Origin of the sequence: Frondihabitans cladoniiphilus, assembly GCF_039544345.1 — a bacterium.
In the GTDB taxonomy this organism is placed as follows: domain Bacteria; phylum Actinomycetota; class Actinomycetes; order Actinomycetales; family Microbacteriaceae; genus Frondihabitans; species Frondihabitans cladoniiphilus.
The window spans coordinates 153586-167996 of record NZ_BAABLM010000001.1 but is presented as its reverse complement, the minus strand read 5'-3'; the positions used below and the strand labels follow the sequence as shown (position 1 = coordinate 167996).

Sequence of the window (14411 nt, the reverse complement as noted above, 5' to 3'; positions counted from 1 at the left end):
TGTCCGGCACGACCACCTCTCCTAGGAGGGGTGTTCGTGCCGGACAGGGGTGTTCGTGCGTGGGCCCCGCTAGACCATGTCCTTCGACCCGCGCCGCGACAGGGCGAGGTTCACCAGCACCGCACCGACGATGATCACGCCGCTCACCACGCTCTGGAAGAACGGGTTCACGCCGAGCAGGATCAGGCCGTTGCCGATGATGGCGATGAACAGCACGCCGAGCAGGGTGCCGAGCATCGAGCCGCGGCCGCCCGAGAGCGAGGTGCCGCCGACCACGATGGCCGCGATCACGTCGAACTCCAGCCCGGAGGCGGCGGTCGCGTTGCCGCCCGACAGGCGCCCCGCGGTGACGATGCCGACGACGGCCGAGAGGAGGCCGGTGCCGACGAAGACCAGGATCCGCACACGGGAGACCTTGATGCCGCTGAGGAGCGCCGCCTTGGCGTTGCCGCCGACCGCGAAGACCGAGCGGCCGAAGCGGGTCCGGCGGGAGATGAACAGGTAGATCACGAACAGGATCAGCATCAGCACCGCGTTGACGGGGATGCCGCCGGGGAGCGTGCCGCCGAGGAAGTCGAGGAAGTTGCTGTCGTTGATCGGCACCGGCAGAGCGTTGGTCATGAACTCCGCCTGCCCTCGGAGGGCGAGCCAGAGGCCGAGCGTCACCACGAACGACGGCACTCCGAACCGGGCGCGCAACCAGCCGGCGAACGCGCCGATCACGGCACCGCCGACCAGGGTGAGGACGACGGCGAGGCCGATGCCGAGGTGCCAGGGGCCCGCCATCTCGGCGAGCATGACGGACCAGAACGCCACGGCCGGGCCGACGCTGATGTCGATCTCGCCCGCGACGATGACGAGGGTGCCCGCCCAGGCGATGGTCCCGACGTCCGCCGCCGACTGGAGGATGCTGAAGGCGTTCCGGGTCGTGCCGAAGTTCGGTGCGACGATCGACAGCACGACGTAGAGCACGACGATGCCGACGACCAGGCCGACGATGTTGATCTGCTGCGGTCCGAACTGGAAGCGGATCCGCGGGCCCTTGTCACGGGGAGCGGTGGTGGGACCGGCCGGAGCCAAGGTCTTGGAAGGCATGGTGCGTCCTCTTCCTGAGCCGTTGCTCAATGTTCTGCCATGGCCGTGGCCAGGAGGGTGTCGGTGGATATCTGGGGAGCGACGAACTCTTCGACGATCTCGCCGCCGCGGAGCACGAAGACCCGGTCGCAGACCGCGGGCAGCTCTTCGAGTTCGCTCGAGACGAAGACAACGACCCGGCCGGAGGCGGCGAGCTCGCGGATGATCCCGTAGATCTGCGCCTTGGCCTCGATGTCGACGCCGCGGGTCGGCTCGTCGAGCAAAAGGATCTTGCTGTCGGCGTGCAGCCAGCGGCCGATGACGGCCTTCTGCTGGTTCCCGCCGCTCAACGTGGCGAGCTCGTCGTGGGTGGACGACGACTTGATCGACATCTGGGCGACGATCTTGCGAGCCGCCGTGGTGATCTTCCGGGGGCTGAGCACACCCGAGACGCTGACCGACTTCCAGTCGGAGACGACGATGTTCTCGTCGATCCCGAGCAGGGGGAAGATGCCGTCCTCCTTGCGGTTCTCGGGAGTGAGGCCGATTCCGTGCTTGAGCGCCCGGGCGTTGCCCTTGCCCGCCAGGTCGACACCGTCGACCACGATCGAGCCGGAGTCCGGAGTCGTGATGCCGGCGATGGCCTGGAGCAGTTCGGTGCGTCCGGATCCGAGGATCCCGGCGATCCCCACCACCTCACCCGCTCGCAGATCGAGGTCGACCCGTTTGAGCTTGGGTTCGAAGGCGAGGCCCGAGACCGACACCATGACGGCGCCGTCGCCGGGCGGCGCCTGGTCGATGGGGTCCATCTCGCCGGCCGCGTCGCCGAGCATCATCTGCACGACCTCCTGGGTCGACAGCTCGCCGATGGGCCGGGTGTCGATCAGGCGGCCGTCGCGCATGACGGACGCCGTGGAGGCGACTCGGCGGATCTCGCTGAGGCGGTGGCTGACGTAGACGACCGAGACCCCCTCGCGGGAGAGCTGGTCGACGACCGCCAGGACGCGGGTGACCTCGCTCGCCGAGAGCGAGCTCGTCGGCTCGTCGAGGATGAGGAGCTTCAAGTCGTCCTTGAGGGCTCGGGCGATCTCGATCATCTGCTGGTCGGCGATGCCGAGCTCGGAGACCGTCTGCTGAGGCCGGAACGAGAGCCCGAGCCGGTCGAGCGCCCTCTCGGTCTCGGCGGCCATGGCTCGGTAGTCGATCCCCGTGCCGTTCCGGAGCCACCGACCCATGAACATGTTCTCGGCGATCGTCATGGACGGGATCAGCGAGAGCTCCTGATAGACCGTCCGGACCCCGAGGGCACGGGCACCGTCGATGCCGCCGGAGCCGAGGAGGGTGCCGCCGAGGTAGACCTCGCCGCTGTCGGGAGCCTCGGCCCCCGACAGCAGCCGGATCATCGTCGACTTGCCCGCCCCGTTCTTGCCGAGGAGCGCCCGGACCTCCCCCGGGCGGACTTGGAAGTCCGCCCGGGAGAGCGCCTGGACGTTCGGGTACTGCTTCGAGACGTCGCGGACGTCCGCTACGAATTCGGTGGCTGCGTCCGTGGTGGACATAGTCGTGTCTCCCTGCACTTCATCGTGAGTGGTGTCGCCGTCGAGTCGAAGGGTCAGTCGATCACGGGATTCCGTTGGCGTGGGCCGCGAGCCACTTCTTGCCGTCTTCGCTCCCCGTGTAGAGGTCGATCGGAGCGGCGACGTTGATGTTCGACGGCTTCTTCTTGCCGTTGGTGGCGTCGATGGCCGCCTTGATGGCGAGCTTGCCGACGGCCTGGCCGGAGACGTCGACCTCGGCCTTCAGAACGGTGCCCTCGACGAGGGCGTTGGCGAGGTCGGTCGTCATGTCGGAACCGAAGACGACGGTCTTGCCGACGCGGTTGTTCTGTTCGACGCTCTTCACGCCACCGATCGTGGCTCCGCCCGATTCGCCGAAGAAGGCGTCGAGGTCGGGGTGCGCGGTGAGGATGTTCGTGGCCGTGTCGATCGACTTGGTCGGGTCGGTCGCGAGCTGGTTCGCGACGATCTTGTAGCCGGGGACCTGCTTCTTCAGCACGTTCTCGAAGCCCTGACGACGCTGCACGCAGACCTGGACGAACTCGCAGTTGAGCACGCCGATCTGCGGCGAGGTGATCTTGTTGGCGATGAAGTACTTGGCCGCGGCCTCGCCGATCTGCTCGCCGAACTTGACCGGGTCGCCGTAGATGTACGAGTAGACGTACTTCGACGCCGAGGCGCTGGCGATGCAGGTGTTGTAGCAGATCACCGGGATGCCGGCGTTCGAGGCCTGCTTGATCGCGGGGATCGAGCTCTGCCCGGAGGCCGCCGAGAGGAGGATCGCGTTCACGTTCGCCGAGATGTACGTGTTCATGAACGTGCTCTCTTTCGAGGCGTCGTCCTGCGCGTTCGACTCGAGGATCTTGACCGACTTGCCGTTCTCCGTGGCGCCGTCCTGCACGCCCTTCTGGACTCCGCCGTAGAAGCCCTGCGTGTCGAGGTAGATGGCCCCGACCGTGATGTTCTTCGAGGAGGCTCCGCTCGAGGCCGTGCCGCTGCCGGAACACGCCGCGAGGATGCTGATCGTCGCCGCCGCCAGTGCAACGGCGGCGATCACTCTCTTGTTCTTCTTGAGATCCACTTTGACCTCTTCCTGGCCGACGCCGGAGCATCGAACCTGCTGTGTGTGGTTGTGCGTCGAGGGGGTGTCGACGGTTTCATCTAAAACGTATAAATCACGGACACGGCGACACCTTATGGGCGATCAGCCGCGACCGTCAAGAAAAGCGCGCCGTAAATTTAAACGATTAATGCCGCTTTCTCTTGCTCAAGGCTAAGCACTCCCACAAACTCCGTGAAGGGCGGATCCTCGGGTCAATCTGGACAAAACGACGAACGCGGCCCATGCTGTCGTCGTGCTCAAAGAAGAGGGCTTCCCCGGCCAACGCCTCCGCGTGCTGCCCTGGCCGCAGGTGGATCTCGCCCTGTCCCGGCCCGCGACCTCGCACCTGCTCGTCACCGACGCGGGCTACTTCCCGCAGGCGCGATCCCACGGCATGAGTCGCCAGGTCGGCCTCGGCCAGCTCATCGTGATCGTCTGCACCCGGGGCCGCGGCTGGTGCACCATCGGCCGGACGACCTACGACGTCGAGCCGGGCCAGGCCCTCCTGATCCCGCCGGGCGCACCCCACGAGTACGGCGCCGACCAGGACGACCCGTGGACCCTGTGGTTCATGCACGTCGCCGGCGCCGACCTCGACGAACTCATCGCCGCCGCGAGGCTCGACGTCGACGCGACCCCCGTCCGCCGCCTCCGCGACCCGTTCCGGATCAGCGAGCTCCTCGACGACGTCGTGCGGGCGCTCGAGCACGACCAGACCGCCATGAGCCAGCTCGCGGCTTCCGGCGCCGCCTGGCACTGCCTGGCCCTCCTGGCGTCGGAACGTCCCCCCGACACCCCCCGCGTCTCGTCCATCGATCTCGCTCGCGACCACATCCGCCGCAACTTCGCCGAGACCCTGTCGATCTCCGACCTCGCCGCCGTGGCCCTCCTGAGCCCCTCGCACTTCGCCGCCCTGTTCCGCCGCCACACGGGCACGAGCCCTTTGAAGTACCAGACCCAGCTGCGGATGGCGCGAGCCCGCGAGCTGCTGGACACGACCGACGCCCCGGTGTCGACCATCAGCGAGCAGGTGGGCTACGCCGACCCCTTCTACTTCTCCCGGCAGTTCAAACTCGTCAACGGGACGACACCGCTCCGCTACCGGGCCAAGGCGAAGGGATGACGTCTCGTCGTCGTTTCGTCCAGGTTCTCCACGCGAATGGTCGTTCCCGGCACCCGTCCGGCCTTCCTACGATTGCGGCATGCTCAGCGAAGAGTCGTCGATCGACCTCCCCCGTCCCCCTGCGGATCAGGCGCCCCTCCCGGTCAAGGCGTGGTCCGAACCGATCGAGATCGACACCTACGAGCCGGCCGCTCCCGACCGGTACCCGCAGTTCCTCGACAACCGCGTCTACCAGGGGTCCTCGGGCAAGGTGTTCCCGCTCCCGTTCCACGAGCGCATCGCCTCCGAGAAGCACCCGCACCTCTGGCAGGCCGTCCACCTCGAGAACGAGTGGATGCGCGTGGTGATCCTCCCCGAGCTCGGCGGCCGGATCCACATCGCCTATGACAAGTCGACCGACTACGACATCTTCTACCGCAACAACGTCATCAAGCCCGCCCTGGTCGGGCTGACCGGCCCCTGGATCTCCGGCGGAGTCGAGTTCAACTGGCCCCAGCACCACCGTCCGGCCACCTACCTGCCCACCGACGTCTCGATCGAGCGCGACGACGACGGCAGCGTGACCGTCTGGTGCTCCGACCACGATCCTTTCGACCGCATGAAGGGGATGCACGGCATCCGCCTCCGCCCCGACTCCTCGGCCGTCGAGGCCCGCGTCCGGCTCTTCAACCGGTCGGAGCAGACCCGGACGTTCCTCTGGTGGGCCAACGTCGCGGCAGCGGTCGGCGACGGCTACCAATCGTTCTTCCCCGGCGACGTGCACCACGTGGCCGACCACGCCAAGCGCGCGGTCGTCACGTTCCCGCAGGTCGAGGGGCTGTACTACGGCGTCGACTATCCGTCGAGGGTCGACTCCGAGCATCCCGACGCCGACCGTCTCGACTGGTACCGCAACATCCCGGTGCCCACGTCGTACATGGTGACCGCCTCCGAGGACTCCTTCTTCGGCGGCTACGACCACTCCCGGCAGGCGGGTTTCGTGCACTGGGCCGACCGGTCCATCGCGCCGGGCAAGAAGCAGTGGACCTGGGGCAACGCCCCCTTCGGGCACGCGTGGGATGCGAACCTCACCGACACCGACGGACCGTACGTCGAGCTGATGGCCGGCGTGTTCACCGACAACCAGCCGGACTTCTCTTTCCTCGCCCCGGGCGAGACCAAGACCTTCAGCCAGTTCTGGTACCCGATCTCCGAGATCGGCCCGGCCATGCAGGCCACCCGCGAGGCGGCGATCCGCGTCGACGTGCTGGACGCGGCGACACTCCGGGTGGGAGTCTCCCCCTCGATGCCCGCGCCGGGCAGCACGATCGAGTTCGTCGGGGCCGACGGTGCCGTGCTCGATCGACTGGTCCGCGATCTCGCGCCCGGCGCCCCGGTCGTCGTCGACTGGACGAGCCCGCAACCGGTCGACCTCACGACCCTCCGGGTCCGGGTCGAACACCGCGGAACGGTGCTCGTCGAGCACTCCTGGCGAGCCGCCGACGAAGAGGCGGCTGCCCCCGCACCGGCCGTCGCTCCCCCGGCCCCGGCCGAGGTGGACACGGTCGAGGAACTCCACCTCGTCGCCACCTATCTCCAGCAGTACCGGCACGCGACTCGGTCTCCGGAGCCCTACTGGGCCGAGGCGCTCACCCGCGACGCGTCGGACGTCCGCTCGAACGTGGCTCTCGGATCCCTCCGCTACGAGGAGGCCCGGTACGACGAGGCGATCGCCCACTTCCGTCGGGCCATCGCCCGCGAGACCCTCTGGGCGCCGAACCCGGGCGACGGCGAGGCGCACTACCGCCTCGGGCTCGCGCTTCGGCGTGCCGGCCGCGAGGACGAGGCGCGAGCCGCCTGGGGGAAGGCCACCTGGAACGCCGCCCAGGCGATCCCGGCCCACCTGGCGCTCGCACGGAGCCTCGCCGTCGTCGACCCGGCGACCGCCCTCGACCACGCCCGTCAGGTCGTCCGGCGCGATGCCGAGCACCTCCAGGGGCGCGACGTCGTGACCGTTCTGCTGCGTCGCCTCGGACGCGAGGAGGAGGCCGAACAGGTGCTTCGAGAGACCCTGGCGTTCGACCCGCTCGACCACTGGGCCCGCGACCTCGCCGGGCTCGCACCGACGGACGACGCTCCCACGCTCCTCGACGTGGCGCTCGAGTACCGGTCGATCGGCGACGACGCAGCCGCCCAGCGCCTGTTCGACGCGGCCGTCGAGGCCGCGCCCCGCCGAGCCGCCGGACAGGTCAACGTCGGACCCCTGGCCGCCTTCCACGCGGCCGCTCTCGACCTCGCCCACGGCGACGAGGCGGCTGCCCGCGCTCGCATCGCCCGGGCGACCGACGACGCGACGAACTCCCTCCCCTCCCGTCTCGACGACGTGGACGCCCTGGTGCGCATCGCCGCATTCGACGGCGAACCCGTGGTGCGAGCGATGCTCGGGAGCTGGTACTTCGCTCGAGGCCGCTACGCCGACGCGATCGACGCGTGGACGACGGCCCTCCACGAGACAGTCGGTCGTGAACGGACCTCGGACGCGCCGCTGCGGGCGCTGCTCGAACGCAATCTCGGCATCGCCGCCTACAACGTGCAGCACGATCCCGAGTCGGCCGCGGCGCATTTCGAAGCAGCTCGCCTCGCGATGCCGGACGATGCCCGGCTGCTCTTCGAGAGCGACCAGCTGGCTGCGCGCAGGGGCGTGGACTCGGCCGACCGACTGCGGATCCTCGAGGAACGCCTCGATCTCGTCCAGGAACGCGACGACCTGAGCGTCGAGCGGGCCCGGCTCCTGACCCGCGAGGGTCGCTCGCAGGAGGCCGTCGCAGAGCTGCGGGCCCGCCGGTTCCAGCCGTGGGAGGGCGGCGAGGGTGTCGTGCTGTCGGCCTGGGACGCCGTCGCCCTGGATCTCGCCCGGCTCGCGCTGGCGGACGACGATCCGGCCGAGGCCATCGCGTTCGTCTCGAGCGCCCTGCATCCCCCGCGCAGTCTCGGCGAAGCCCGCCACCCTTTGGCCACCACGGCCGATCTGCACCTGGCTCTCGGCGACGCTCTCGATCGCGCGGAGCGCACCGACGAGGCCCGCGAGGCCTGGGAGACGGCGGCCCGAGCGCAGGGCGACTTCTCGGACATGGCCACGGCCGCCTTCACCGAGCGAAGCGTGGCCGCCATCTCGGCGCTGCGGCGTCTCGGGCGAGCGGCCGAGGCGGACTCGGCGACCGCGGCGCTGGCGCAGTGGATCGACGACGAGGCCGCCCGGCCCGCCGAGATCGACTTCTTCGCCACCTCCCTGCCGACCCTTCTGCTGTTCCACGACGACCCCGCCGTCGAACGCGACCGGCGCCTCGATCGACTCCGAGCGCTGCACGGCGACCTCGTCGCCGAAGCGGCGTCGTCGGCCCTCTGATCTCCCCTTCCATCGGCCCCTCCGGGCCCCCTCAGAAAGGCTTCTCCATGCACGGAGTGTTCCTCCCCGGCGACGAGACCGCGGTCGTCAAAGAGTTCCCGAAGCCCGAGCCCGGCCCCGGCCAGGTGCTCGTCCAGGTGGGTGCCTCCGGCATCTGCGGCAGCGACATCGGCTTCATCTACCGCGGCTACAAGACGCACAAGGGCCTCGACGGAGCGCCCGCCTACAAGGGCGTGGTCGCGGGGCACGAGCCGAGCGGACGCATCGTGGCGGCCGGGACGGGAGTCACCCGGTTCGGCGTCGGCGACGACGTGATCGTCTACCACATCCAGGGCTGCGGCCGCTGTCGCAACTGCCGCTCCGGCTACTTCATCAGCTGCACCGACCAGCCGCACAAGGCGTCGTACGGGTGGCAGCGCGACGGCGGGCACGCGGAGTTCGTCCTCGTCGACGAGTCCACGTGCATCCCCCTGCTGGGCGACCTGACCTTCGTCGACGGCGCCCTCATCGCGTGCGGCTTCGGCACCGCGTACGAGGGGCTCCGACGTACGGGCATCCACGGCGGCGAAGACCTCCTCGTCGTGGGCCTCGGGCCGGTGGGACTCGCCGCCGCAATGCTCGGCAAGCTGCTGGGCGCCCGCCGCGTCATCGGCGTCGAGCGCAGCCCGGAGCGGATCGAGTTCGTGCGTTCCACCGGCCTCGTCGACGACATCGTGCTCGCCGACTCCGACGCCGTCGCGAACATCCTCGCGCTGACCGACGGTGTCGGCTGCCAGGTGGCGGTCGACTGCTCGGGCACGACGCCCGGTCGCTCGACCGCCGTCGAGGCCGCTGCCGAATGGGGCCGTGTCGGACTCATCGGTGAGGGCGGCCGTCTCGAGACCGAGGTCTCGGACGCCCTGCTCCACAAGCAGCTCACCCTCACCGCGTCGTGGGTGACGTCGCTCCAGGGCATGGAGGACGTCACGAGGATGCTCGCTGCCGAAGGCCTGCACCCCGAGATCGTGGTCTCGCACACGCTCGGGCTGCTCGACGCCGACGAGGGCTACCGTCTCGCGGCGGCCGGCGCCGAGGGCAAGGTCGTGCTGATCCCCGACGGCGCGCCCGTCCGCTGATGCCGGTGACGATCCGGGAGGCCGGATCGACGGACCTCCCCCTGCTGGTGGTCGAGGTCGGGGCGGCCGAGGTGCGGGTGGTCGAGGTCGGGGCGACCGGCGGGGGTCCGACGCCGATCGGCCCGATCACGGCCGTCTTCGCCCCGTCGCGCGGAGGGCGCCTGCTCGCTCTCCGCGCTGGCGCCGAAGAACTGCTCTGGCAGAACCCGCGGCTCGTCGGCCCGGACGGCTCGGCCGTCCTGCCGGTCGATCGGTGGCCGCTCGGCGACGGCGGCATGGGCACCTGGGCGAACGTCGGCGGGTCCAAGACCTGGCCGGCTCCCCAGGGCTGGAGCGGCCCCGACGAGTGGGCGGGCCCTCCCGACCAGGTGCTCGACAGCGGCGCCTGGACCGCGCGCATCACGGGCGGCACCCTCGTCCTGACGAGCCCGGACGATCCCCGGTCGGGGCTCCGCATCACCCGGACGTTCGCCTTCGCCGATCCGGCACCCTCCACCCCCGTCGTCTTCACCGAACGCATCGCGTTCGCGAACGTCGTCGACCGTCCGGTGCGGTGGTCGTCGTGGGAGGTCTGCCAGGTCGACACGGCGCCGGGCGGCACGGTGTCGATCGACGGCGCACGCCTCGGCGACCTGCTCGACCTCGGCGTCTACGAAGGCGACGCCCTCGCCACCGAGACGACGGCCGGGGTCGAGCTCGCCACCGGCCGCGGCGTCACGAAGCACGGCTCGACCGGAGGCAGCGGCGGGGTGTCGTACCGACGCCCGTCCGGGCTCGGGCTCAGGCTCCGGGCATCGGCCGAGGAGGGCGCCGTCTACCCGGACGGCGGCTGCCGCACCGAAGTGTGGCTGCAGCGTCCCACCGCGGAGCCCATCGCCTCGCTCGGCGATCTGCACCCGGATGCGCACGTCGCCGAGCTGGAGGTGCTCGGGCCGCTCCGCACGCTGGCGCCGGGCGCCACGAGCGAGCTCCTCGTCACCTGGACGATCGACCGGATCGACGGAGCGGGGGCGGTCAGCCCGCTTCGGTGACCCGGATCATCGTCTTGACCTCGGTGGGCAGCGGCGCCGTCCAGGCGTCCAGGGCATCACCGAAGGGGAGCGTTCGTGAGACGAGCCCGTCGGCGTCGAGGAGGCCCGCCTCGAGCATGGCGATGACCTTGGGCCACGTGAACGCGTAGCGCATGACACCGTGGATGGTGACCTCGCGCTCGATGACGGCCGGCATGGGCACGCTGGCGTCCTGTGCACCCACTCCGATGAACACGACCCGTCCGCCCGGACGGACCGTCAGGCAGCCGTCGTGGCGCACCGAGGCGACGCCGGTGCAGTCGATGAAGACGTCGTAGTCGTCTCCTGCGGCCGTCAGGTCGGCGACCGTCTCGGCACCGAGGCCGCGCGCGGTCTCGCGCCGCGCATCCTGCGGCTCCACCAGCACGATGCGCCCGGCCCCCTTCGCCCGCGCGAGCTGCAGCACGAACAGCCCCACGGGTCCGCCGCCGGCCACGAGCACCCGCGCGCCCATGGCGAGGTCGGCCTTCTCGATGCCGTTCAGGGCGACCGAGATCGTCTCGACCATCGCCGCGGCGTCGTCCGAGATCGAGTCGGGGATGTCGTGCGCGTTCTCGGCCGGGACGGCGAGGTACTCCTGGAGGGCCCCGTCGAGGTCGGGGACACCGAAGAAGCGCTGCGACGGGTCGATGTTGTAGCGGCCCTCGCGCGCCTCGCGGGAGGTCCAGTCGGGCACCAGCGGCTCGACCGACACCCGCCGGCCGACGCGGGCGACGTCGATTCCCCGGCCGACGGCCACGATGGTGCCGCCGAACTCGTGGCCCAGCACGACGGGTTCGGAGATGACGTCGCTCGAGGCGCGGCCCTCGAAGTAGAAGTGCTTGTCGGAACCGCAGACCCCCACGGATCCGATGCGGAGGAGGACTTCGCCCGGGCCGGCCGACGGAACGGGGCGCTCTTCGAGTCGCATGTCCTCCTTGCCGTGGAGGACCCAGGCTCGCATGGTCGTGGGGAGGTCGGTCATGGCTGTACCCGTTCGAAGTCGGCCCCGAGGAGGGCGGCGAGGAGTTCGATGTCGTCGGCGAGGTGTCCGCGCGCCATCGCCCAGTGGTGCGTCGAGCCCGACATGGCCCAGCGCTCGGTCCAGAGCCCGGGGTCGCAGCCGAAGTCGACCCGAGTCGTCGTGTTGCCGATCCGGATGTGCGGACCGTCGACGGCCGTGCCCTCCGAGACGATGAACTTCAGGCGGCCGTTGCCGAGCTCGCCGATGGAGAACTGCGTGACCGGACCGAGCGCGATGCCGCACTCGATCGAGACGCCGCCTCCGCCCTTGCCGTGGAAGACGGCCAGGCTGCGGAGGGTCGGCACCGAGTCGGTGATCGCCATGTCGGCGGCGTCGTTGTGGCCGAGTTCGACGACACCCGCTTCGAAGTCGAGGGCCTGGCCCTCGGTCAGGCTCCCGCCGCCGCCCAGCGCCCCGGTGATGAGCATCGCGATCGCGGCCCGGAGTTCGAACTCGGTCACGGTGGGGACGCCTCGGCTCGAGAGCAGCGTGGCGCCGATCGGGAACCCGGAGGCCAGCCGGTAGTAGATGTCGCTCGGCTGGCCGAAGTGGAAGTAGGCCAGGGTGTCGAGCGCCTTGTCGGCGACAAGCCGGTCGAGGGCCGCCGAGACGCGCGCCTGGAACCGGACGTTCTCTTCGTCGGCCCCCTCGGCGCGCTGGAAAGTCGCGTCGACCGTCCGCACCACGGCATCGACCTCGTCGTCGGTCACGGCCTCGTAGCGGACCCGGAGATCGTCGTACTCGAGCACCTCGACATGACCGCCGAGGGTCGCAAGCACCGAGGTGAGGTTGCTGGCGATGTCGTACATCCCCGGGTACAGGTGGCCCATCATCCCGTGGCGGGCCGACCGGAGCAGCCTCGTGGTGCGGGCGACGGCGACGAACGAGCCGATCCTCCCCCACGCGCGCTCGTCGTCGACGTGACCGGCGACGGCGCGCACGGGCTTGCCGAGACGCTCGAGCGCGACTCCGATCTCGGGAAGCCCCGCGGACCCGGCGTAGGCGAGCCACTCCCCGGTGCCGAACGTCGCGTGGTCCATCTTCGGCGACGGCTGCAACGACACGAGCACGATCGGCACGGCGACGTCGCGCAGAACGGGAAGGATCTGGCCGGACGTCATGTACGTGGAGACCAGCACGAGGAGCAGATCGAGGTCGGACCCCTTAATGCGTCGGGCGGCCTCGGCCCCCTGGGGCACGTCGGAGACGAGGCCGAAGTCGACGACCTCGGCCCCGAGGGATCCGAGACGCGAGCGGATCTCCTCGTTCGTCCGCTCCACCTGATCGAGGAGGCCGTCGAACTGCGGCCAGTAGGCGCCGAGCCCGCCTGCGACGACCCCGATGCGGGGCGCCTCCACGGCAACGCGCTCCAGCGGAGCAGGCGGTGTCCGCAGCGGTCGTTCACCGCTCACAGCAGGATCCCGCCCTCGAGCACCTGCGTGCCCCGCACCTCGCGGAAGGGGACGCCGAGCAGGTTCGCCGCGGCCCGGAAGGTCTGAGCGTTGTGCCCGACCGAGAGCGCCCAGTGGTGGTCGACCCCGGTCGCGCTCCACACGTCGACCCATTCGCCGGGGTGGCAGCCGAAGTCGACGCGCGAGGTGGTGTTGCCGATCTGCAGCAGCGGGCCGGGAACGACGGTGCCCTCCGAGGCGACGAGGACGTAGCTGCCGTCGCGCTCCTGCCCGAGACCGAGGGTCGTGACGGGGCCGGGCTGCACGTCGAACTCGACGCTGACGCCGTAGCCGCGCTTGCCGTGGAAGACGCCGAGGCCACGCAGGATCGGCCGCTCGTTGCTGATCGCGAGGTGCGCCGGACCGTCGTGGCCCATCTCGACCACCCCGTCGTCGAAGTTGATGCCCTGGATCTCGGTGAACGAGCCGCCCGCCCCGATGGCGTCGCTGATCAGCATCGCCAGGCTGTTGCGGAGTTCGTACTCGCCCGCGGCCGGGATCCCCCGCGCGGTGAGCAGCGAGGATCCGAGGATGAACCCGGCCCCGAGGCGCTCGTGGATCTCTCCCGCGAGACCGCGGTGGTAGTAGGCGAGCGAGTCGAGCTGGAAGTCGTCGACGAGCCGGTCGAGCCCGACCGAGACCTGCGCGGCCCAGTCGAAGTCGCCCTCGTCGACGCTGTCGTCGACGGTGAAGATCGACCGCGCGAGTTCCTTGCGCGCGGCGGTCTCCTCGGCCGTGACCTGCTCGACCCGCACCCGGAGGTCGTCGGGCTCCAGCACCTCGACGTGCGAGCCGAACGTGGTCGAGACGCGAGTCAGGTCGGTGGCGACGTCGAGCATCCCCGGGTAGAGGTGCCCCAGGAGCCCGTGACGGGCACCCCGGAACCGCGCCCGGACGCCGGCGGCGAGCACCCAGCGCTCGATGCGCTCCCACGCGCGGTCTTCGCGCAGATGGCCGGTCACCGAGCGGAACTCGACGCCGGCCCGCCGGAACAGGTTGCCGACCTCGGGCACGGAGCACTGGCCGCAGTAGGCGAGCCACTCCCCCGTCGTGAAGGTCGCGTGGTCCATCTTCTCGGTGGGCTGCAGGTCGATCACGAGGATCGGCGCGGCCACCTTCTGAGCGATCGGCAGGATCATCGACGACGTGAGATAGGTCGTCAGGAAGATGACGACGAGGTCGGGGTCGGCCACTCGGAGGGTCTCGGCCGCCGCGGCCGCCTCCTGCGCGTCGGAGACGAAACCGACGTCGACCACCTCGGCGTCCATCGTCTGGAACCGCTGGGTGACGTAGGCCGTCGACTCCTGCAACTGCGGAAGGAGCTGCGGGAACTGCGGCCAGTACGCGCCGAGGCCTCCCGCGACGAGGCCGAGTTTCGTGGGAGTCGCCCGGCGCGGGGGGAGCCCCGCGAATCCGGACGGGGAGGCTGGAACTGAAGACACCGTCGTCTTGCCCTTCGTTGGGAGGATCTGCTGTGGTTGGAACGGTAGCGCGGTTCTTTAAACGATTCAAGAGCAAGAGCCGAAACGTGG

General features: G+C 70.1%; 10 protein-coding genes. 4 read left to right on the top strand and 6 right to left on the bottom strand.

Going from position 1 to position 14411, the window contains the following annotated elements; all coding sequences use genetic code 11:
* Nucleotides 1-69 precede the first annotated feature (69 nt).
* The 3 genes from ABEA39_RS00805 to ABEA39_RS00795 form a co-directional block, all read right to left on the bottom strand.
* Complete coding sequence (locus ABEA39_RS00805; protein WP_345372092.1) at nt 70-1095, bottom strand: ABC transporter permease; 1026 nt, start codon at nt 1093-1095, stop codon at nt 70-72.
* Nucleotides 1096-1121: 26 nt separating this feature from the next.
* The gene (locus tag ABEA39_RS00800; RefSeq protein ID WP_345372090.1) at nt 1122-2633 is read right to left on the bottom strand and encodes a sugar ABC transporter ATP-binding protein; all 1512 of its coding nucleotides are present in this window, start codon (nt 2631-2633) and stop codon (nt 1122-1124) included.
* Between the two features lie 61 nt (nt 2634-2694).
* Entirely contained in the window at nt 2695-3711 is a 1017-nt protein-coding gene (locus ABEA39_RS00795; RefSeq protein WP_345372088.1) for a substrate-binding domain-containing protein, read from the bottom strand.
* Nucleotides 3712-3985: 274 nt separating this feature from the next.
* Here ABEA39_RS00795 and ABEA39_RS00790 point away from each other — a divergent pair, with 274 nt between their 5' ends.
* The 4 genes from ABEA39_RS00790 (at nt 3986) to ABEA39_RS00775 (ending at nt 10386) form a co-directional block, all read left to right on the top strand.
* Nucleotides 3986-4855 (top strand): helix-turn-helix domain-containing protein, encoded by an 870-nt coding sequence (locus ABEA39_RS00790; RefSeq protein WP_345372086.1) that lies wholly within the window; start codon nt 3986-3988, stop codon nt 4853-4855.
* Nucleotides 4856-4934: 79 nt separating this feature from the next.
* Nucleotides 4935-8240 carry a DUF5107 domain-containing protein gene (locus ABEA39_RS00785; RefSeq protein WP_345372084.1) on the top strand — a complete coding sequence of 1102 codons (3306 nt, stop codon included), beginning with the start codon at nt 4935-4937 and terminating at the stop codon, nt 8238-8240.
* Between the two features lie 47 nt (nt 8241-8287).
* The gene (locus ABEA39_RS00780; protein WP_345372082.1) at nt 8288-9355 is read left to right on the top strand and encodes a zinc-dependent alcohol dehydrogenase family protein; all 1068 of its coding nucleotides are present in this window, start codon (nt 8288-8290) and stop codon (nt 9353-9355) included.
* Nucleotides 9355-10386, top strand: coding sequence for a hypothetical protein (locus ABEA39_RS00775; RefSeq protein WP_345372080.1), 1032 nt, complete (start codon nt 9355-9357; stop codon nt 10384-10386). Before ABEA39_RS00780 ends, ABEA39_RS00775 begins: the two co-directional genes overlap by 1 nt.
* Here the strand turns inward: ABEA39_RS00775 and ABEA39_RS00770 are convergent.
* From ABEA39_RS00770 to ABEA39_RS00760, 3 genes are read right to left on the bottom strand one after another with little or no spacing between them, the layout of a single operon-like run.
* Nucleotides 10370-11389, bottom strand: coding sequence for an alcohol dehydrogenase catalytic domain-containing protein (locus tag ABEA39_RS00770; RefSeq protein WP_345372078.1), 1020 nt, complete (start codon nt 11387-11389; stop codon nt 10370-10372). The genes ABEA39_RS00775 and ABEA39_RS00770 overlap by 17 nt on opposite strands.
* Complete coding sequence (locus ABEA39_RS00765) at nt 11386-12840, bottom strand: L-fucose/L-arabinose isomerase family protein (RefSeq protein ID WP_345372076.1); 1455 nt, start codon at nt 12838-12840, stop codon at nt 11386-11388. Before ABEA39_RS00765 ends, ABEA39_RS00770 begins: the two co-directional genes overlap by 4 nt.
* Nucleotides 12837-14321, bottom strand: coding sequence for an L-fucose/L-arabinose isomerase family protein (locus ABEA39_RS00760; RefSeq protein WP_345372074.1), 1485 nt, complete (start codon nt 14319-14321; stop codon nt 12837-12839). The genes ABEA39_RS00765 and ABEA39_RS00760 overlap by 4 nt, the downstream gene beginning before the upstream one ends.
* Between the last annotated feature and the right edge of the window lie 90 nt (nt 14322-14411).

Coding starts and splice junctions, on each gene's coding strand:
- ABEA39_RS00805 (WP_345372092.1), bottom strand. CDS start 1,095: ATGCCTTCCAAGACCTTGGCTCCGGCCGGTCCCACCACCGCTCCCCGT.
- ABEA39_RS00800 (WP_345372090.1), bottom strand. CDS start 2,633: ATGTCCACCACGGACGCAGCCACCGAATTCGTAGCGGACGTCCGCGAC.
- ABEA39_RS00785 (WP_345372084.1), top strand. CDS start 4,935: ATGCTCAGCGAAGAGTCGTCGATCGACCTCCCCCGTCCCCCTGCGGAT.
- ABEA39_RS00780 (WP_345372082.1), top strand. CDS start 8,288: ATGCACGGAGTGTTCCTCCCCGGCGACGAGACCGCGGTCGTCAAAGAG.
- ABEA39_RS00775 (WP_345372080.1), top strand. CDS start 9,355: ATGCCGGTGACGATCCGGGAGGCCGGATCGACGGACCTCCCCCTGCTG.
- ABEA39_RS00770 (WP_345372078.1), bottom strand. CDS start 11,389: ATGACCGACCTCCCCACGACCATGCGAGCCTGGGTCCTCCACGGCAAG.